Origin of the sequence: Alkalihalobacillus sp. CinArs1, assembly GCF_947387515.1 — a bacterium.
Lineage (GTDB): Bacteria > Bacillota > Bacilli > Bacillales > Guptibacillaceae > Guptibacillus.
Map to the genome: position 1 here is coordinate 168170 of NZ_CANDOB010000001.1, position 20695 is coordinate 188864.

19 protein-coding genes, 1 riboswitch and 2 other annotated features are annotated in these 20695 nt (G+C 41.9%); of the genes, 8 read left to right on the forward strand and 11 right to left on the reverse strand.

The features are described from left to right. Positions 1 to 34 precede the first annotated feature (34 nt). Positions 35 to 139: riboswitch (SAM riboswitch) on the reverse strand. Between the two features lie 81 nt (positions 140 to 220). From PFZ69_RS00985 to PFZ69_RS00995, 3 genes are all read right to left on the reverse strand, one after another. Further along, entirely contained in the window at positions 221 to 1060 is an 840-nt protein-coding gene (locus tag PFZ69_RS00985) for an alpha/beta fold hydrolase (protein ID WP_270179176.1), read from the reverse strand. A gap of 89 nt (positions 1061 to 1149) precedes the next feature. Continuing rightward, positions 1150 to 1482 (reverse strand): YolD-like family protein, encoded by a 333-nt coding sequence (locus tag PFZ69_RS00990; RefSeq protein ID WP_270179177.1) that lies wholly within the window; start codon positions 1480 to 1482, stop codon positions 1150 to 1152. A 15-nt stretch (positions 1483 to 1497) separates the two neighbouring features. After that, entirely contained in the window at positions 1498 to 2709 is a 1212-nt protein-coding gene (locus PFZ69_RS00995; RefSeq protein ID WP_270180583.1) for a Y-family DNA polymerase, read from the reverse strand. 385 nt (positions 2710 to 3094) lie between these two features. On the opposite strand from PFZ69_RS00995, the gene PFZ69_RS01000 reads away from it, so the two are divergent. Continuing rightward, positions 3095 to 4738 carry a M4 family metallopeptidase gene (locus PFZ69_RS01000; protein WP_442865071.1) on the forward strand — a complete coding sequence of 548 codons (1644 nt, stop codon included), beginning with the start codon at positions 3095 to 3097 and terminating at the stop codon, positions 4736 to 4738. A gap of 100 nt (positions 4739 to 4838) precedes the next feature. Continuing rightward, entirely contained in the window at positions 4839 to 5642 is an 804-nt protein-coding gene (locus PFZ69_RS01005) for an SDR family NAD(P)-dependent oxidoreductase (protein ID WP_270179178.1), read from the forward strand. A gap of 41 nt (positions 5643 to 5683) precedes the next feature. Here PFZ69_RS01005 and PFZ69_RS01010 read toward each other — a convergent pair whose 3' ends face one another. Then, a complete protein-coding gene (locus tag PFZ69_RS01010) occupies positions 5684 to 6475 on the reverse strand; it encodes an SDR family NAD(P)-dependent oxidoreductase (protein ID WP_270179179.1) in 792 nt (263 codons plus the stop codon). Between the two features lie 16 nt (positions 6476 to 6491). Next, complete coding sequence (locus tag PFZ69_RS01015; RefSeq protein WP_270179180.1) at positions 6492 to 7460, reverse strand: MBL fold metallo-hydrolase; 969 nt, start codon at positions 7458 to 7460, stop codon at positions 6492 to 6494. Positions 7461 to 7606: 146 nt separating this feature from the next. Then, positions 7607 to 7817 (forward strand) — a binding site (T-box leader). A gap of 48 nt (positions 7818 to 7865) precedes the next feature. Between PFZ69_RS01015 and proC the strand changes: the two genes are divergently transcribed. Further along, entirely contained in the window at positions 7866 to 8702 is an 837-nt protein-coding gene (gene proC / locus PFZ69_RS01020) for a pyrroline-5-carboxylate reductase (RefSeq protein WP_270179181.1), read from the forward strand. A gap of 14 nt (positions 8703 to 8716) precedes the next feature. Here proC and PFZ69_RS01025 read toward each other — a convergent pair whose 3' ends face one another. Beyond that, positions 8717 to 8980: an HPr family phosphocarrier protein gene (locus PFZ69_RS01025; RefSeq protein ID WP_270179182.1), complete on the reverse strand. Its 264-nt coding sequence runs from the start codon at positions 8978 to 8980 to the stop codon at positions 8717 to 8719. Positions 8981 to 9245: 265 nt separating this feature from the next. Here PFZ69_RS01025 and PFZ69_RS01030 point away from each other — a divergent pair, with 265 nt between their 5' ends. Next, positions 9246 to 9554 (forward strand): MerR family transcriptional regulator, encoded by a 309-nt coding sequence (locus PFZ69_RS01030; RefSeq protein WP_270179183.1) that lies wholly within the window; start codon positions 9246 to 9248, stop codon positions 9552 to 9554. 107 nt (positions 9555 to 9661) lie between these two features. Beyond that, entirely contained in the window at positions 9662 to 10048 is a 387-nt protein-coding gene (locus tag PFZ69_RS01035; RefSeq protein WP_270179184.1) for a DUF302 domain-containing protein, read from the forward strand. A gap of 29 nt (positions 10049 to 10077) precedes the next feature. On the opposite strand, the gene PFZ69_RS01040 is transcribed toward PFZ69_RS01035, so the two are convergent. Continuing rightward, positions 10078 to 10404, reverse strand: a complete 327-nt coding sequence (locus PFZ69_RS01040; RefSeq protein ID WP_270179185.1) for an MGMT family protein — start codon at positions 10402 to 10404, stop codon at positions 10078 to 10080. Between the two features lie 146 nt (positions 10405 to 10550). Here PFZ69_RS01040 and PFZ69_RS01045 point away from each other — a divergent pair, with 146 nt between their 5' ends. Then, positions 10551 to 12212 (forward strand): BCCT family transporter, encoded by a 1662-nt coding sequence (locus PFZ69_RS01045; RefSeq protein ID WP_270179186.1) that lies wholly within the window; start codon positions 10551 to 10553, stop codon positions 12210 to 12212. 81 nt (positions 12213 to 12293) lie between these two features. After that, positions 12294 to 12501 (forward strand) — a binding site (T-box leader). A 62-nt stretch (positions 12502 to 12563) separates the two neighbouring features. Further along, positions 12564 to 13907, forward strand: a complete 1344-nt coding sequence (locus tag PFZ69_RS01050) for a sodium-dependent transporter (protein ID WP_270179187.1) — start codon at positions 12564 to 12566, stop codon at positions 13905 to 13907. Between the two features lie 39 nt (positions 13908 to 13946). On the opposite strand, the gene PFZ69_RS01055 is transcribed toward PFZ69_RS01050, so the two are convergent. The 4 genes from PFZ69_RS01055 to PFZ69_RS01070 form a co-directional block, all read right to left on the reverse strand. Continuing rightward, positions 13947 to 15977, reverse strand: coding sequence for a peptidoglycan D,D-transpeptidase FtsI family protein (locus PFZ69_RS01055; RefSeq protein WP_270179188.1), 2031 nt, complete (start codon positions 15975 to 15977; stop codon positions 13947 to 13949). Between the two features lie 156 nt (positions 15978 to 16133). After that, positions 16134 to 17579: a cardiolipin synthase gene (gene cls, locus PFZ69_RS01060; RefSeq protein ID WP_270179189.1), complete on the reverse strand. Its 1446-nt coding sequence runs from the start codon at positions 17577 to 17579 to the stop codon at positions 16134 to 16136. A gap of 205 nt (positions 17580 to 17784) precedes the next feature. Continuing rightward, a complete protein-coding gene (locus PFZ69_RS01065; RefSeq protein WP_270179190.1) occupies positions 17785 to 17991 on the reverse strand; it encodes a heavy-metal-associated domain-containing protein in 207 nt (68 codons plus the stop codon). 85 nt (positions 17992 to 18076) lie between these two features. Then, positions 18077 to 19693: a M20/M25/M40 family metallo-hydrolase gene (locus PFZ69_RS01070; RefSeq protein WP_270179191.1), complete on the reverse strand. Its 1617-nt coding sequence runs from the start codon at positions 19691 to 19693 to the stop codon at positions 18077 to 18079. A 153-nt stretch (positions 19694 to 19846) separates the two neighbouring features. Between PFZ69_RS01070 and PFZ69_RS01075 the strand changes: the two genes are divergently transcribed. Beyond that, the gene (locus PFZ69_RS01075; protein ID WP_270179192.1) at positions 19847 to 20632 is read left to right on the forward strand and encodes a glycerophosphodiester phosphodiesterase; all 786 of its coding nucleotides are present in this window, start codon (positions 19847 to 19849) and stop codon (positions 20630 to 20632) included. Positions 20633 to 20695 lie beyond the last annotated feature (63 nt).

Here is a 20695-nt window from a genome sequence, read left to right on the forward strand (position 1 = left end):
CAAAAAAGCCCACTTCAAGAGAAGAGGGCTTTCACTCTTATCTCTCAAGATCTCTCTTGCTGGAAGCAGCACCTTTCTGACATATCAGAGGTTGCTGAAGCTTCTCAGGGCCAGTTCCCTCCACTTCTCTTGATAAGAACTATTCGATTTAGTGTTATGAAGTTTATCACGCATTATTCTTTTTCGTCAAGAAAAAAGTCGAATCGTGTCGCTCTTCGACTTATGCCTGAATAAATTTCTGAATGTCTCTTAAAATCGAACGAGGCTGCTCTTCCGGAAGAAGGTGACCCGTCTTTTCGTATACGATCAGCTCTGAATTCGGCAGATCTTCTGCCAACCGTTTTCCAATTTGAAGCGGTACAACTCGATCATGCTCCCCCCATATCAGTAAACTCGGCGTATGAATTCTTCTCAATTCTTCTTGTGATAAATCCCCTTCACGATCTCGAATCATTCGTACGAGAGAACGGAAAATCCCTTCATGAAAGAAAGGCTGAACATACCCATCCACCATCTCTTCATCGATTAAATTCGGATCGTAAACGCAGTTCACCAAATTCCCTTTTGCTCCTTTTCGCGAAAGCCAGCGCTTTAAATACATTGAGAAAAAGGGCAAATAAGAGGAATACACTAAACTCTGCCTCGCTTTTTCAAGGTAGCCTGAACTACTGAGCAAAATGTTTTTCTTAACTAGGTCTTCATCGATACTTGCGGCTCTTAATGCCACTTGCCCTCCCATCGAATGACCGATCATAACGGTTTCGTCAATACTTAGCCGCTCGAGTAGTTCGATCACGACTTCCGCAAAGTTTTGATAAGAATGAACAAACCGACTCGATTTTTCACTTCTTCCAAACGGCGGGAGATCAACGGCTACAATCGTGTAATGCTTTGAAAGCAAGGGAATCAACCGTCGATAACTAAAAGTCGAAGATAAAAACCCATGCAGTAATGTTAGTACAGGACGGTCGGACGTCACTTCGTTCTCATGATATTCATAGTGAATATCGATTCCTTTTATGTTTTCCTTATAATGTTTGAGACTCTCTACAGATAGCATCTGACAGTTCACTCCGTATACTAGTTTGTACGTATTTTACCCCTTTTCGCTGAGGAAAAACGTCTTCAGTTGTGGGGAGTGTTACCATCTTAGTCGCCTTCACCGATATGCACGAGGCTTGCAAACGGAATGTTCTGCCTCTTCTCATCTAGGTCAACAATTCGCAATTCTTTATTGAGCTGGTCGATATAATGAACATATCCTGTCAACACATTCTTCGTACCGTTCTTGAAGTAGTGAAATGTAAGCGGCTGGTGAAAGGCCATCGCTTCGCAAATGGTGTCGTTCATCTCCTCCATCTTCTGCTCATCAAGCTCAGGCTGTTCTCTTCTCCGATCTTCTTCTTTCCATTCTCTTAACTCTTTAACATGCTCTGGTAACATCATCGATGTCCATTTGATATTTCCTCGGTCACGAATCATCTTATCAACCCCTTTCTATGCTTTGTGACCTCCGACAAGCTTACTTCGATGCAATGCTGTACCGGCTTTCGTATAGGAAACAGCGCGAAGCAGAGAATCGGATCCGTATTTCTCCCGTATCGAATCCATTACGTATCCAAGGTCTCGTTGCTTCGGCCGTTTCATATTGAAAAGGTCGAGCTGCACTTCCTCGTCATCACAAATATTTGAAAGAGCGATTGAAATTTTCCGAACCGTTTGCCCTCTATAAAATTCCTGAAAAAGCTGCAAGCACACGTTATAGATTTCAAGTGTGATGGAAGTGGGGCTATCGATGCTTTTCGACCTGTGAAAACCACCGCCTCCTTCGTCTTTACTATAGCCGATCCCGAGGCTGATCGTACGCCCCGCTTTCCCGGCTCTCCTCGCACGCCTCGCTACTTCTTCACTCATTTCCAAAATAACGTGTTTGATTTCTTTTTGTTCGTGATAATCCCGCAGTAGAATCTGACTTTTACCAAAGCTAATCTGTCCCTGCATAATCGGAGCTCCAATGTCGGAAAGGTCTACTCCCCATGCATGGTGATAGAGCTGATTACCCATCACTCCGAATTTTTGTTCAAGAAGATGTAGCGGGTATTTTGCGAGCTGCTCAACATTCATAATTCCCATCCGATTTAAAGTGTGCTCGAGACGCGGACCGATCCCCCACATCTTACTTAGAGGCGAAATGGACCAGAGCTTCTCAGGAATATCCTCATACGTCCATTCAGCAACGCCATACTTCTTGGCCTCTAAATCCAGACAAAGCTTCGCCATCAGCATATTAGGACCTATACCGATCGCACATGGTAAACCGAACGTTTCACTGATTTCTTTCCTGATTTTATTAGCCGTCTCAAAGCGTCCTCCCCAAAGACGCTCAGTCCCGTCGATTTGAAGAAAAGATTCATCCACGCTGTACGTATGGATACACTCTTTTGGAACATACCGATGAAATAACCTTGTGATCTCCATCGATTGCTTCAAATAGGATGACATTCTTGCATTCACGATATGAATACGGGGATCATCAGGAATTTCAAAAAGCCTGTTTCCTGTTCGGATATTAAAATCTTTTTTTAGTGCAGGCGAGGCCGCTAAAACAACACTACCCTGACGCTCCGTATCTCCCACGACAGCAAGATGACACGTTAAGGGATCGAGCCCCATCTCGACCGCAGAACAGCTCGCATAAAAACTTTTCATATCAACACACAAAATGGTTTTCTTTTTTAACGTTGAATAATCCACCTTCACCACTCCTTTCAAATAATCGAAAACAAGAACACTAGTTCTGTATATCTATACCCGTATTTTACCCGAATATACGTTCGTATATCAATAAGTACTTTCTTCCAACCAAAAGATGTAGAGGTGACCAACCCAAGAGAATTAGCGATTTCTTCCGATTCGCATCATCCCTGCCTAACATCAAGGACTGATACATTAGTCCTAAAAGCTTCATTGCCTAGGTCTATAGATTCACAACCAATTAACTTAAAGTAGGTAATAATTATCAAAATTATCTAATTTATTTGAATATTTAGTTTTATATGCTATGGTTTTCTCATCTGATAAAAGGAGGATTCAAATGAGAAAGAAAAAACTTTTAGCATTAGGATTATCTGCAGGGCTTGTAGGAAGCATGCTTGCACCACCCTCATCGTTAGCAACTAACGTACATAACAAAAAAGAAACACCATCGTTTGTATCAGGCCAGTTAACAAAGGCCTCCGCAAAAAATCCAAACGAGGTGCTGTTCGATTACTTAAACGAAAACAAAGATTACTACAACTTCAGCGGAAAGACAGCCGAGCAATCCTTTGAAATTTTATCGCGTGAGAAAGATGATCTCGGGTTTACCGTATTTCGTCTCCAACAGTTACATGAGGGGACGCCAGTTTACGGCTCTACCCAAACGGTTCACGTAAATAAAGATGGCGTATTAACAGCTGTCTCAGGGCAAGTCATTTCAGATCTAGAATCAAAGAAAGAACTAAAGAAGGCAGCTAAATTTAAAAAGCAAGATGCAATTAAAAAAGCGGAGGAAGCTCTTGGTTTCACGCCTGATTACGAACAAAAACCAGAGTCAGACCTTGTCGTATATCCACAGGGGCATACTGCTAGTTACGCCTATCATGTAACACTTAACTTCCTATCCCCTGAGCCAGGAAATTGGAATTATCTTATCGATGCTGTGACAGGAGAAGTGCTAACAAGCTTCAACGCGATTCACGAAGCCAAAAAACAAGGTGTCGGCAAACCGGGCGGCGGTGGTGATATCACTGGCACGACAACAACCGGGACAGGCACTGGAGTCCTTGGTGATACGAAGTCATTCAACACACTCCTCTCTTCATCAACCTATTACTTAAAAGATACGACGAGAGGTGGAGGCGTCTTTACCTATGATGCATCGAATCGAACAAAACTACCTGGGTCCCTTTGGTCAGATTCAGATAATCAGTACCATGCGAGCTATGATGCCGCTGCAGTAGATGCACATTACTACGCAGGAGCAACGTATGATTATTTCAAACAAGTCTTTAATAGAGACAGTTATGATGGTAACGGCGCACCGCTAAAATCGACTGTACACTACGGCAGAGACTACAATAACGCTTTCTGGAATGGTAGTCAGATGGTTTATGGAGACGGTGACGGCTCTACATTCGTTTCTCTATCAGGCGGAGAGGACGTCGTGGCGCACGAACTAACTCACGCGGTTACGGACACTACTGCCGATTTGATCTATCAAAATGAGTCTGGAGCTTTGAACGAATCGATGTCTGATGTATTCGGAACGCTTGTTGAATTTCATGATAACAATAACCCCGATTGGCTAATCGGAGAAGATATTTATACCCCTGGGACATCTGGTGATGCGCTTCGATCTATGGCAGATCCTACTCAATTCGGAGATCCAGCTCATTACTCAGAACGCTATACGGGGACACAGGATAATGGTGGTGTACACATCAACAGCGGAATCATGAACAAAGCCGCTTACCTACTGAGCGAAGGTGGAACATTTTATGGCGTGACCGTATCAGGTATCGGTAAGGACAAGCTCGGTGACATCTATTACCGCACGTTAACGCAATATTTAACAGCTTCTTCCGACTTCAGTCATATGCGTTCTTCAGCAGTACAAGCTGCTACAGATTTGTACGGTGCAAGTAGTTCAGAAGTACAATCCGTTAAACAAGCATTCGACGCTGTCGGCGTACAGTAAGGCATTTTCAGGTAGCTTTTCTTAAAGCTACCTGTTTTCATGTTTTAGTAAAGAGATAGCGGGAATGATGACGTTAAATTATTTGCAAGGAGGATAACACATGCAGCTATTCAAGGAAGACGCTTTAAATAACCAACATATCTTGATCACTGGAGCTACCGGTGGAATCGGATATGTGACAGCGAAAGTAGCGGTACAAACAGGTGCAGCCGTAACGATTACAGGACGTAATGAAAAAAAGCTTTCAGAATTACAAAAAGAATGCGAGGAACTAGTGGAGAGTACAAACGTCACGAGTATTGTTGCTGACCTAACGAACGCAGAAGATCGTTCGCATCTTATCAAGAAAGCTGCAAAGGAAAACGGACCGATCACTGGACTCGTAAATTCAGCAGGTATTGGCGGTGGAGATACGCTAGATCACTTACAGGAAGAAGATTTACGTAACGTGATGGAGCTGAACTACACTGCTACAGTGCTTCTTACGCAGCTCGTTTATAACCACATGCGTAACGAGGGTAAAAAAGGTGGAATCGTGAACCTCTCTTCACTTTCAGGATTAAGAGGTACATACGGAAACACAGCATACAGCGCATCAAAATTCGCAATAACTGGATTCACACAATCATTCGCCCACGAAGCGATCAAGCACGGCATTCGCGTTAACGCCGTATGCCCTGGATTTGTCGACACCGAAATGGGAAGAAATGCAATAGAAGCTAAAGGAAAGCGGGAAGGTAAAAGTTACGAAGAAGAATTACAAGCGGTTGAAGAAGGATTACCTTCTGGACGAATCACGCAGCCAGAAGAAGTAGCAAACAGCATCATCTACCTCTTATCGAGCGCATCCGAAAACATTATTGGAGAGTCATTAAAGATCTCTGGTGGTAGTGTGATGAGATAAAACAAAACAAGGAAGCATCAAAAGGATTGATGCTTCCTTGTTTATTTCTGATTAAAAAATCGTCCGCCCACTTTTTCAATTAGACCAGGGGCTGCGTGATAAATCTTCGCTCCGGCATTCATCCACCCAGGAAGGTTCACTTCTCGTTTGCCTTTTTCAATAGCTGATAAGATCTCACCCGAAACCTTTTCAGGAGTCAGCATCATTTTTTCTACGTTCTTTGTATAATTGCCACTGCTGTCAGCCACTTCAAAGAAATTAGTCTTAATCGGCCCAGGATTGACGGTCATTACGTTGATTCCATAAGGCTTCATCTCTAACCTTAAGCTATTTGAAAACCCAAGGACCGCATGCTTTGTAGCGGAGTAAGCAGCTGATTTAGGTGTCGCGATTTTTCCAGCTTGTGAAGCAACATTGATGACTAGGCCTTTTTTCGCTTCTACCATGCCTGGTAAAACATTCGCGCAAAATCTCATCAATCCTATGACGTTCACATCGAACATCGTCTCGATTTCTTTCATATCGGCATCGACGAAATTGTCAAACTTACCGAAGCCAGCGTTATTGATCAGAATGTCGATCGGAGGCATTTCTTTTAATAATTGAGGAAGGAGTTGATCAACTCTCTCCCCATCTCCAACATCCATCGGCCATACGGCAGGAGGATAGCCACCTTCCGATTCAATTTGCTCTTTCAACCTAAGCAACGTTTCCTCGGTTCGCGCGACGAGGATAAGTCTTGCGCCTTCTTTAGCTAAATCCAGAGCTAACTGGCGGCCTATTCCACTTGAAGCCCCGGTTATAAGTATAACTTTGTTCTTAATATTCTTCATGACTCTCTCCTAACGATTATTGATGTCTATAGAGATCGACTTCTCCACTTTTAACTTGAGTTATCATCCCTTCAGATTGTAAGTAATCTAACTGACCGATGGTCTCAGAAAGAGTAAGACCAATCTGCTTCTTATAAATACCTGGAAACAGCTTTTGACAAACTTGAAAAGCGGTTAGCGGCTCTTGTTTTAATAACGCTCCAACTTTCTTGGCTCGTTCTTCCTGCTGTCGCAGACGATCCTTGATTAACACCTCGACATCTTCAATCGGATCACCGTGGCCTGTATAAACAAAAGACGGTGCTAATTCTAGCGTTTTGTAATACGATTCGCGCTGTTGCAGCAGTGGCTTCGGACGATTTGGCTCCCCGTTGTACGGAGGCTCCAGTATAGGATTCGATGAGATATTCTTAATGAGGTGATCCCCTGCTATCATCGTTCCAGTCTGTTCATGGAGAAGAGAAATATGACTCTGTGCATGACCAGGAGTTTCGATTACCTTCCATCCCTTACAGCCAGGAACCTCATCGCCTTCAGTAAGGTGGACATCACACGTAGCCCGATCTGTAAAGGAGAGATATTCTTTTACATCATGGACATGATGTAAAAAACGATCATGGACGCCCGCACTTTGATAGATGCCTCTCATAAACATCTCGTGCTCTTGCAAAAAGCTATCTTTCATTTCAAGCCAACGATCATTTTTCCAGTGACCAAGCACGTTCTTACCCATCTCTCTCATCAATCCCGCTAACCCGATATGATCAGGGTGATGATGTGTTAAAATCACTTGATCAACGTCTTCCAAAGAAAACCCATGGTCCTTCAGCTGCGATACAAGAACTTCTTTCGCTCGTGATGTTCTGGGACCTGTATCAACCAGTGTTACCGCATCACCCTTGATTAAAAAACAATTCACAGGCCCGACTAAAAATGGCGTCGGTACTGTGAAGGAGAGTATTTCATCTGCCATCGTCGCATTCATCGCTCCACCGCCTATCCTTGATTTCCTAACTCCATTCTACTCTTCATCCTACTTTTTGTCATTATATCAGTATAATTAAGTCAGAAAATTATAAAAACTCATTGACAATTTTTTTAATTCGTAGCATACTATGTAAAACTAAACGACCTTTAGCTACGAACGGGAATAGTAGAAGTAAAAGCATAGTTCAGAGAGAGGAATCCAAGGGCTGAAAGATTCCTTACTACCTGCAAACTTTGAACCTACCCATGAGCTAGCTGTGGAAACACGGCCGTCCCCCCACGTTATAGGGGTTTTGAGGATATCTTAGATATCAAATGAAGGTGGTACCACGGATTACGCCCATTCGTCCTTTAACTATAGGATGAGTGGGCGTTTTAGATTGAAAGGAGAGGAAAGGGTATCATGAACTCGCTGCACATAGGTTTTCTCGGAGCCGGATCGATGGCCGAATCGATGATCGAAGGTATGATTGCAAAAACATTCATTACGCCAGAGCAAATCATACTGCTAAACCGCATCGATATCAAAAGACTTGAAGATTTACAAGTCAAATATAACGTTGAGACGACGCAGGACTATGAAAACATCGTAACGAAGTCGGACGTTATCATTCTGGCTATGAAACCAAAAGATGCCGAGAATGCACTTATGAGCTTAAAGCCTTATGTTACGGAAAATCACCTGATCATATCTGTTATTGCCGGGATTACAACAACCTATATTGAAGCGTGCATTGGACCGAACATACCAGTGATAAGAGCGATGCCAAATACATCTGCAGCAATCGGCCTTTCTGCTACAGCTATTTCATCTGGACACTATAGCAACACTGAACAGGAGAGTTTTGCTGCGAGTCTATTCGAAACGATCGGCACCATCGTTCATGTGTCAGAAGATCAACTAGACACGGTGACAGGTTTATCTGGAAGCGGCCCTGCATATTTTTACTACATGGTCGAATGTATGGAGAGAGCAGCGAACCTGAATGGATTAGATAAAGAAACCGCTCGTGACTTAATTATCCAAACGATGACAGGTGCTGCAATGATGTTGAGCCAAACGAAGCAATCCCCTTCTCTTCTTAGGGAGAAAGTGACCAGCCCTGGTGGAACTACTCATGCCGGACTGTCGATTTTAAAAAACTATAAGTTCGACGAAGCCGTTCTAGAAAGCATCACAGGTGCTAGAAAACGTTCAGAAGAACTCGGTCACTCACTCATTAAAGAAAAGAGAGTGTAAGCACGACTGCCATGTTATATCGTTCTTTTTTGAAGTTCTAAGAAATAATTACTTAACGTCTCTAATGCCTCTTTACTATCTGTACCGACAGCGATAACAACTAGTGATCCTCTGTAACCATTCAAAGCACTCATGCTCAATAAGCTCTTAACATTTAAAGTGGTATTAGAGATTTCAACAACGATGTAGCTTGAAAAAAGGTTTGCAGTCTTTACCACATGCATCAAAAAGGCTGTCGTTATCTTTTCAGTTAATAGAAAGGTTTGTTGAGACTTCAATTAGCCACCTCCTAATAAAAATCCGTACAACCGTTTGCACAATTTTATTCTCCCACCTTTGTGACTGTTTCTCAAGGTGCATGACACCTTTTCTGACACACTCTTTCAAACCAACTCATACAATATGTTAGATATTCTAACACCCTTCTGACGAATCGTTGTCGTGTATGCTATACTAAATAGAAGATTATGAGTTTGATAGATGAATTTTATAGTATATGAAACCATTACAACAATATGAACGAGAGCGTGGGAGTGAATAATAATGTCTTACAAAGAGAAAAAAGTTCTTCCGATCGGATCAGTCAGTGAATTAACAGGTTTATCACTCCGCAAAATCCGGTATTACGAAGAAAGAGGATTAATTCTTCCTGAACGATCAGGCGGAGGCACGAGAAAGTTTTCATTTAACGATGTGGAAAAACTCATGGACATCGCAAACCAAATTGAAGATGGCATGCAAACGTTCGAAATAAAGAAAATGTACAAAAAAGATAAGCAAAAGGATAAAGGTAAGATTAGAGATGAGATGATTCGCGGACAGCTTAATGCTGCGTTTAAAATGTCTAAATAAGTTCATTTAAGTAGTCGTGTCATTTCTTTTAATATTGTCCGTTTAATCTATACGTTACAGGGTATAGAACGAGTAGATGCAAAACGTACAAGAAGGGAGATTTCATAGTGAGTTTTCATTACACAATTGACACGACGAAGACGATTGATAAAGCAGTGGAGGATTTAAGTGCTTCATTACAAGAAGAAAGTTTCGGGGTGCTTTGGGACTTTGATTTAACTTCAAAGCTCCAGGAAAAAGGAATGGAATTCAATACACCTTTTCGCGTATTAGAGGTATGTAACCCGAAGGAAGCTGATCGTGTTCTTAAAGAAAATAAAACCGTAGGGTATTTTCTTCCATGTAAAATCGTCGTTTATGAAGATAATGGCCTAACAAAAATAGGCATGCCGAAACCAACCACCTTGCTCGATCTAACTGAAGATGATCGACTTAAAGGCATCGGTCTAGACATTGAAGACCGATTGATCTCTTGTATCGAAAACAGTAAATAGCTAATAGAAATGACTCCCTACCAAGGGAGTCATTTTTCATGTGCTTCTTCATCCGGGTGATGCTGGTATTTATTCAAGCTCACCTTATTATTCTCAGAAAACGTTATTCCTTCGTCTTCTAAAGCTACTCGTTGTATGAACACGCCTTCTTCTTCACGTAAACCGATTTCCCCTTTTGCATTGATCACTCGATGCCATGGTAACCCATGCTTCTTACTCATAGAATGTAGGATCCGAACGACTTGTCTTGCACCTCTCGGACTCCCCGCTATCCTGGCGATTTGACCGTATGTCATCACACGTCCTCGCGGAATTTCTTTTATAATGCGAACTGCGTTTTCAGTAAACCTTTCCACAAAGCTCCCTCACTTTAACCTAACGATTTCTTCTCCATCATAACAAATATCTCTTCATTTCACCGCTCTCCCACTCACCTGCGAATAAAATGCACAAGTTAACTAAAACTAAAACGGCACAAGTTCTCGTAAAGGAGTTAAAGTTGATGAACAAACGGTTAATCGATTGGCCTACGTTTTTCGGAGCGCTATTCTTGTTGTTACTAGTAACTGTTCCACTCGTTCTTTTTCCTGAAGCTGGTAAAGTGGTCGTTGATAAAGCAAATACATTTATGACGACAAGGTTTGGTGTCCTCTATTTACTTGTTGGACTCGGAATATTTTTATTCTTGATATATGTTGCATTTAGTGAGAATGGCCGGGTACGACTCGGAGACGAAGGTGAACGCCCGGAATTTAATAACTTTTCATGGGCGGGGATGCTTTTTTGTGCAGGTATAGGTTCGAGTATTCTTTACTGGGCAACGATTGAATGGGCTTATTACTTTCAAGGGCCACCATTTGGACTTGAACCAGGTACGAAGGACGCCATACTGTGGGCTAGTACATACGGTATCTTTCACTGGGGACCGATCGCATGGGCAATCTATACATTACCAGCTCTACCCATCGCGTATTTCTATTACGTTAGAAAAAAGCCTGTCCTTAAAATAAGCGAGGCGACGAGACCTTTAATCGGAAATCTTGCTGACGGACCTTTAGGTACAATCATCGATGTATTATTCATGTTTGGACTACTAGGTGGTGCGGGAACTACTCTCGCTCTTGGGACGCCGATGATTGCTGAAGGGATCAATATGTTGACAGGACTCCCTGTAAACATGGTCTTAAAGACAATGATACTCGTTCTCGTCACTTTAATCTTTGCAATAAGCGCCTATTCTGGCCTTAGAAAAGGAATAAAAGTTCTTTCTGACTTGAACCTCGTTTTAGCCATATTCCTATTGCTATTCGTATTGATCTTCGGACCAACACGATTTCTCGTTGAGACAACAACGAATAGTATCGGTCTCTTGATGGATAACTTCTTTCATATGAGCACGTGGACAGAGCCGTATAATACTCTTGGTCCATATGAAAAGACCGGTTTCCCTGAAAGCTGGACAGTGTTTTACTGGGCATGGTGGCTCGTTTACGCTCCGTTTGTTGGGCTTTTCGTAGCAAAGATCTCTAGAGGACGTTCAATTAAACAGATGATTCTTGGTACGATTTCATACGGAACTTTCGGAAGCTTGTTGTTTTTCGGTATCCTTGGAAACTACGGGCTTCACATGCAACTTACAGGTAAATTCGATGTGATCAGCGTATTGAACGATGAAGGAGCACCAAGAGCAATTCTAGAAACGATCGGACAGCTCCCATTACCGTGGCTGATGATCTTTGTATTTACGGTGCTAGCGATTATCTTTCTTGCGACAACATTTGATTCGAGTTCCTATATTCTCGCTTCGGTAGTACAAAAAGAAGTGGAAGATGAGCCGATACGTTGGAACAGACTATTCTGGGCATTCGCATTATGTTTGATGCCACTCACGTTAATGTTCATAGGCGGCCTCGGTACACTTCAAACCGCAAGTATCGTTGGAGGGTTTCCACTACTCTTTATCATGATTATGCTCGGCTGGTCATTTATGAGAGCATCTTCTCAAGACATTAGAGCTTCTGAGCACTATGAGCCAAAAGTGTATTCATTAAATTACAAAAAAATATTACAAACGCTAAGAAGAAAAAAGAAAGACAGAAAGCAAAAAGGACCTGTGGACGCTCATTTCGAGGAAGAAGATCACAACAAGGATGAACAGGATTAAGCGAAATATAAGAGATTTAAGAAAAAACATGATTGACACTCCCTCTTGTTCATGATAAAAATTGTATAACCAACTACACATGAAATTGCTTTGAAGGAAACTTAGTAGCCTCCCTTTCCCTGGAAAAGAGAGCCGATGGTCGCTGCGAATCGGTGCATAAAGGAACGGTGAATTTCATTTCTGGAGCTTCTTTTGCTTCGGCAAAAGACGGTGAAGATCGTTAAACATACAAAGTGGTGAGATTTTTCTCACAACCAGGGTGGTACCGCGATATTCAATCGTCCCTACGGATTCCGTAGGGACGATTTTTTATTGCAGCGAGTCTTTACCCATGAATGAAAGGAGAAAAGTATGAGTCAGAAAGAACAATGGTCATCAAGACTGAGCTTTATTTTAGCTGCTGCAGGATCCGCAATCGGCCTCGGCGCAATTTGGAAATTCCCTTATACAGCTGGACAAAACGGAGGAGGCGCATTTTTCCTCATCTTTATTTTATTTACTTTAATACTAGGACTACCTCTTCTTCTTGCTGAGTTCTCGATTGGTCGAACCGCTCAAAGCAATGCGGTAGATTCCTACAAGACGATCGCCCCTCAGTCAAAATGGTATCGCGTCGGTATTCTAGGTATGGTTACTTCGTTTATTTTACTTTCTTTCTATAGCGTTGTTGGCGGATGGATCATCGTTTATCTCTATAAGGCGATAACCGGGCAAATGTATGGACTATCCTCTGATGAATACATGCAGATTTTTGGATCAACGATCGCAAATCCACTTATCAGTGTTGGTGTCCAGCTCCTCTTTATTTTGATGACGATATTCGTCGTTTCAAGAGGAGTAGAGAAAGGGATTGAAAAGGCAAGCAAAATCATGATGCCAGCACTTTTCATTCTTTTTATCATTTTAGTGCTAAGAGCTGTCACACTCGATGGAGCAATGGAAGGCATACAATTTTTACTACAGCCTGACTTCACGAAAGTAACGTCTCAAACCATCCTAGAAGCAATGGGACAATCGTTCTTTACACTGAGCGTCGGCGTCTCTGTTATGGTGACGTACAGCTCTTATTTACCAAAAACTCAAAGTTTACCACGTTCAGCGATGTCGATCGTGTCTTTGAATATTCTTATCGTGCTACTAGCCGGGCTCGCAATTTTCCCAGCAGTCTTTTCGTTTGGACTTGAACCAGGTGCTGGTCCCGTACTGTTGTTCAATGTATTACCGACTGTCTTCAGTCAACTGCCGTTCGGCATGCTGTTTTTCATTGCGTTTTTAGTACTTTTCTTATTTGCAGCACTGACATCTGCATTTTCAATGCTTGAAATTATCGTATCTGTTATTTCAAAAGGAGATTTAGAAAAGCGTAAAAAATGGGCGTGGATCATCGGTCTTGCTATCTTTGTTGTAGGAGTTCCTTCCGCCCTCTCATACGGTGTACTAGGAGATGTAACGCTATTTGGAAAAACCATTTTTGACCTTGCTGATTATACAGTCAGCAACATCTTACTCCCTCTAGGCTCATTATTGATCGCAATTTTCGTTCCACTAAAAATGAAAAAGACGGATTTATATGAGGAGCTTAAACGTGGAGGAGGACTTAAAAAAGGACTGTTCGAAACGTGGTATTATCTTATCCGTTTCGGTGCGCCACTCTTAATCCTTGCCGTTATGCTTGATGCATTAGGACTTATTTAACAAACAACCCCTCACCACGTTGGTGAGGGGTTGTTAATTTCACTCTTCCTCTTCAGCATTACTTTCAGGGGCTGAAGGCTTAGGCTTATCTTTCAGATCAAAATATGCGTCAAAAAGTTGTCTTCCGATACGTGTATTCACATGATTACCATCATCGTTCATGTTCGGAACGATGACAGAGATGGCGATCTCAGGATTATCGTATGGCGCAAAACCAACAAATGAGAGATTATAGCGATCATCCTTCACCTGTGCAGTCCCAGTTTTCCCCGCATGTGAATAACTTGTACCACTAAATTCATTTCTTGCCGTTCCTCTGTTCCCATTCGTTACAAGCCGTAAGCCATTTCGGACTCTATCGATATCGCTGTTGCTCATCTGTATGGTGTTTAACACATTCGTATCGAACTGCTCAACAACAATGTTTGAAAGTCCACTCACGTTTGATGGCTCATGAACTTCTTTTAGAAAGTGTGGCTGAATTCGGTTTCCACCATTGGCGATTGTGGAAATGTATTGAGCCATTTGCAAAGGCGTATACGTATCGAACTGTCCAATCATCAAGTCCATAAGTTTACCAAGAACATTATATCCACCGTTGATTCCAGACGTTTCGATCGGCATATCGATTCCTGTTTTCTTTCCAAGCCCAAACTGATTAAAATTGTACCTGACCGTGTCATAAGCACTGGGATTCCATGGAATTCCACCCGTATTCGGCTGATAGTCGTAGCCCGCAATCATCATCGCGATCCGGAACATGTACACGTTAGAAGAGCGTTCGAGTGCGGTTAAATCGTTAACGTATCCCATGTTCGTGTAAGAAGCTTTTGTTGGTGTCATAGGGATTTGGATGGGTGTATCGTATAGAACCGTTCCATGCCCGATAACTCCAGTCTCATACCCCGTTAAAACAGATGCACCTTTGACAGCAGACCCCATTTCGTACGCTTCTGAAAGCGTGCCATAGGAATACTCGATATAGTCATTTTCACTCGAGTCGTATTTCGTTCCACCAAATGCTAAGATGTCGCCTGTCATCGGGTCCATCGCTATGGCATAAGCGCGATCAGCGCTAGGATTGCCACTCGCTCTCGCCCCTCGTAGCTCGTTTGCAAGAATAGATTCAAGCTCCTTCTGCAAATCAATATCCACCGTTAGTACAAGATCGTTTCCTCGCTTACCAGGTGTTACGACCGGTTCGCCAATCGGTTTACCAGATTTGTCGGTAATATATTTTTTTTTTGCTTTTTGACCTTTTAATAATTCTTCATATTCTTTTTCAAGGTAACTGACCCCTACAAGATCGTTATGATCGTAACCTCTCATTTTATAGGTATCGATATTTTCTTGAGGAATCTGCCCAAGGTTTCCGAACATCGTTTCAAGGGTGTTGCCATAAGGATAAATACGCTCAGCGTCCGCTTGGATGTCTACACCTGGAAGGATATCTAGATTTTCACTCACAGTCGCGATTTCTTCACGTGTAAGACCCTTTTTTATCGATTGAGAAGACAGCGCATAGCCTGTGTCCATCTCACGTTTGATCGCAGCAACCTTCATTTCTTCTGGATCTTCGGTTATTTCCTTCAAATCTTTCTCATCGATGCGATCAATTTGTAGCTGGTAGGCGTCTTTCGGTTGGAGCTCGCCCCATTCCTTGTCAGAGAGCTTTGCCTTCGCTTTGTCAGGCTGCGTTAAAATCCAGTAGTCTTTCAGGTCTCGTTCCGTAACGTTGTCCGTTTCTACTTCAATAAAGTTCGCTAGCTTTCTCGCTACCTCTAACCTTTCGTTCGATTTGGTATTCTGAGTACGAATATATGTAAGGGTAAACGTAGGTTCATTATCTACAAGGACTCTACCATAACGATCAAACATCTTCCCTCTTGGCGCAGATGATTTCGCCGTCACGTTCTCTGTTTGTTCCGTCAGTCGCTCAAAATCTTCACCCTGTACGATTTGAATGACACCTAACCGCAACACAAGAGCAGAAAACAAAAGAAAAACACAGAGGAATAGTATATTTAATCGAAAAGGCACATGTGTCTTTTTTATGTTTTTCTTTATCAATTCGTGCCTCTCCCTTCAATATTTTCCTTATCTTCCCAATCATTTTAACACATCATCTTGTCATGTTGTTCTACAGAGTTTGAATTATTTAAATTTTTCATGAACATTTTTTGTATAAAAAAGAGGCACCATAAATGGTACCTCTCATACGGCTTACTATAGAATTGGAGAAAGCAATCTTGATATAGATTCTTTAAACCTTATCCACGTTGAGCGATCGTAATATCCTTCCGCTGTCAATTCATCACTTTTACTCATATCTTCTAAGAACGTTTTTTCTAGCTGCTTGGCGATATGTTCATTATAAATAAAGGCGTTCACTTCAAAATTCAGCTTAAAGCTTCTTACGTCGATATTCGCTGTCCCTACGGATGATATTTCACCATCTACCGAAATGGTCTTTGCATGGATAAAACCGTTTTGGTAAATGTAGATCCTTGCTCCTGCTTTTAAGAGCTCACCAACATATGAATACGTTGCCCAGTAAACAAACATATGATCAGGCTTATTCGGTATCATGAGTCTGACATCAACTCCACTTAGAGCCGCAATCCGAAGCGCATCGAGCAAACTTGCATCAGGAATAAAATACGGTGTCTGAATGTAAACCGTTCTTTTGGCTGAGGAGATTAATTTGATATAGCCGTTTTTGATCTGCTCCCATTCTGAGTCTGGACCACAGCTTACGATCTGTACGCCAGCGTCTCCAATCGTCGGTAAAACAGGAAAGTAATTTGCTTCGTATCCCACTTTATTACGCGCTGCATGGTTCCAATCAAGAAGGAACCTCGTCTGCATGGCATGAGTTGCACTTCCTTCCATTCGAAGATGCGTGTCTCTCCAATAGCCAAACTTCTTGTTAAGGCCAAGGTATTCATCACCAACGTTAAACCCACCTACATAGCCGATACGGCCATCTATAATAACAAGTTTTCTATGATTGCGATAGTTCAAACGTGGGTTTACATATGGTATTCGTGAAGGGAAGAACACTTCGACTTCTCCGCCAGCCTCAATCAGCTCTCGGAAAAAACGTTTCCTTGTTCTTCTTGAGCCCATCTCATCGTAAAGAACCCTGACTTTAACACCTTCTCGTGCTTTTTCGGTTAGCTTTTGAGCAATTTTTCTTCCAAGATTATCTTTGCGAAAGATATAATACTGAAAATGGATATGATCTTTCGCATTCTCAATATCACGTAAGACAGCTTCAAACTTTTCTTCACCATCCGTAAACACTTTTATATCGTTATCTTGTGTAAGCACAGCATCATCGTTAACAAGGTGCATGTAGATAATGTCCTTGTGCCTCGCAATTTCTTCGTGGCGAAAAGGGTAGATGCCTTCTTTAATCTCACTGACCTGTTCTTGGATAAGGTCTTCGATGCCTACTTTTTTAATGTTCTCCCAATCAAAGAGCCTCCGTCTACTTAAGTTTTGTCCAAAAATTAAGTACATAATAAAGCCTAGGAGAGGGATAAAAAGTAATACCATCAACCAGGCCCATGTTGCACCAGCATCTTTTCGCTCAAGAAAAATAACGACGGCTGCTAACACTAAGTTAAGAACAAACAGAATTCCAAGTAAAATAGATATGATATTCATAACGGTATCTCCTTTGAACAACCACTTAACGAAAGGCGGTTGGAAACATCATCTTACAGTTTACATGAATTACCTGTTTATTTTAAGACATATTTAATCCACTTTTATAAATAAACCGGAACCATCCAGCTTAGTTAACGCAGATGACGTCTCAAAAAAACCAGCCAAACCTCAGCTGGTCGATCGACACTATTGAGTTGGAGCTTTAATTCACTTCATACCCTCTCTTTTTGATGGTAGAAGTGAGCTCATTTACGCTTACTTCCTTTTCATCATATGCTACGACGCCTTTCCCTTCATCAAGGTAAACTTCAACAGCAACCACGCCGGTTAAGTCGAGTAATGCACTTCGAATAGAAGACTTACATTGATGACTGGTCATTCCCTTAATGACAAATGTCGTTTCCTTCACCCTCTTCACACCTCTCTTATTAAAACGATACTCCCTTTTCATTAAAGTATACCCATACGTTTGTTAATAAGACAGTCGTGTGACATTACCGCAGCAATTGTTTAATCGTGAATGGAAGCATATCTAATAGTGTTTCGAATGAGTATGTTAATTCTAACCTTTCAGTCCATTTGTGTGCATCTTTCCCTTTAGGTCCAAGGTTCATGACAGGCACTTTTAATTGCTCGAGTGCTTCCAATGGAAGGTTATATGATTGTCCAAACAACGGCATGTTATCACTCAATGGTTTAATTGTTTCTTTTGTCCTTTCAAGGCCAACGAAGCTAAGATCAGATAGTCCCGGGAAATAGTTCTGATGCTTCAATACAACATTGTGCTTGTTCGCGCTATATGAGATGACCTCTTTGATCGTTTCTTGGATAAACGTATCATTACGCGAAGAGACTGCAGGATAGAAAGGCGGATTGTAAAATAGGATGATCATCGGCCCATCCTCCTTGCATAGAGAAGCGAGGTCAAACACCATTCTCGTTGATAAATCTCGGTCACCTAGATCTTTATAGTTCGCCATGATATAGTCCTGTCGCCTTTTAATTTCAGGCTCTCCGAAAAGTTCTACTGCTCTATTAAGCAATTGATGGTAGGAGAGGACGCGTACGTGGAATGGTTCAGGTCGAAAGGACTGAAGCTTAGAGAATGAACGAGCTCGATCTAAATAGTGGGTCTCGATTCGCTTAGCTGCTTTTTCTGCAGACTTAAATAATTTATCGGTTATCTCCTGAATACTGCTCTCCATTCCAAGCACATTAAAAAGCGTGACACCTACATGGGGAATCTGTACAGAATACTCTTCCTTCAAATCTTTTTGCATCAAATTTGTAGGAGGCGGCGTGACTTCCCCTTCAACAATTTCACTAAAATCCTGATTTAGCTCGAGCTCCCTTGTAACTTCTGCAGCCATATAATTTGCATTCAATCCAGAAAATGGCTCACCTACATGCGTTTCTTGCCCAAAACAGAAGAATCCCGGAAGCAATTTTCCGATCGATCCTGAGTAGACATACATATTCTGGTCGCCCGGATATTTAGTGAACACCGGCTCTGAGTTTAAGCAGGCTGTATACTTCAAATCATATTGTTCTGCAAGTTCGACAAGAATAGGAACAGCTTCGATCATGCCAATCGAATTCGCTTCTTCATCTGGTACAGTCAAGAGTAGAATATTGCCATCGAATTCTCCAAGGCTGGCTTTTTCTAACATACTCATTTGTAGAGCTAAACCAGATTTCATATCCATGACTCCACGTCCGAACAACCATTCTCCATGATTGAGGTCTTGTTGGACATCAAGTGGCAGCTTATCGCTATTTTTATAAAATTCTTCAGTTAGATCATACGGGCTGAACGCAAGGTTCTTCCACTGTCCATAATCTTCAACGTCGACAACATCAAAGTGGCTGATCAAGATAACAGTTTTCCTCGATGTTCCATTCTTTACTAGACCAGTTACAAAAAAACGGCCATCACTTGTTGGGTGAAGAGCAAGCTGCTCGGGATTTTTCTTAAAGTAAGGGAGGTCTTGCAGCTGTAGATGGATATATTCGGCAAGTGCTATTTCAGGATAAGATCCTGTGACGCTTTGGTGATCAACTAGTCTTGTTAACAAGTAAAGTAGCGTCTCTTTTGTTTGCCATTTTCCCATGAGAATGCCCTCCTTCATCTCTCTATCGTTTTGCAAATGAAACCCGTTTTTGGTAGGTTATATGAGAATCGAAAGACTTTTTAAAACATTTAAACTGTATATAATATTTTATACATACTGCTCTCGAAAAGACCAGCAAGAATGGAGGAAAACATGACGATTATCTTTGCACACCGAGGCGCAAGTAAACAGTGTCCAGAGAATACGATGAGTGCATTTAAACGAGCTGTTGAGCTAGGTGCCGGAGGGATTGAACTTGACATCCAGCTTTCTAGTGACCACGTGCCTGTCGTCATTCATGACAGGACGTTAAAGCGTACAGCTTCCGGTCGAAGCATCGTTACCGAAACATCGTTTTCAGACTTAAGAAAGCACGATGCTGGAAGCTGGTTTTCACCATCGTTCAAAGGAGAAGTAATCCCTTCACTCGAAGAAGTACTGATTTTCGCAAACGAGTTCCCTGACCTGTGGTTAAACATTGAGCTAAAGTATTATAGTGATACGAATACGGAGCTCGTAGAAAAAAGCGTACCACTCATTAAGAAACATCGTTCAGAAAAAAACACCGTCATATCAAGCTTTGCACACAACCGGCTCGTCGATGTTCATAAGCTATGGTCGAAAGTGGAAACGGCTCCGATCTATAAGGCAAACTTAGAGGAACCGTGGGACTACGCAAAACAAATAAAAGCAAAAGCAATTCACCCTCAATTCCGTGCTGTTAATCGAGCACTTACAAAAGCATCACAGGCTCATGGAATTAATGTAAGACCCTATACCATTAACGATGAACGGCTCATCAAACAGTTCTTGGAATGGGAAGCGGATGGCATCATTACAGACGTTCCAGATGTTGCACTAAAAATTATGAAGAACGAGCATATCCCTCAAGAAAGACGCAAGTGGTGGAAGGTGCTCTGGCAATACATTGTAAGGTAATCCTGATCTCAGATTTATTAATTGATCCGTGCTATACTTCAAATATTGTAATGAAAAGGAGCG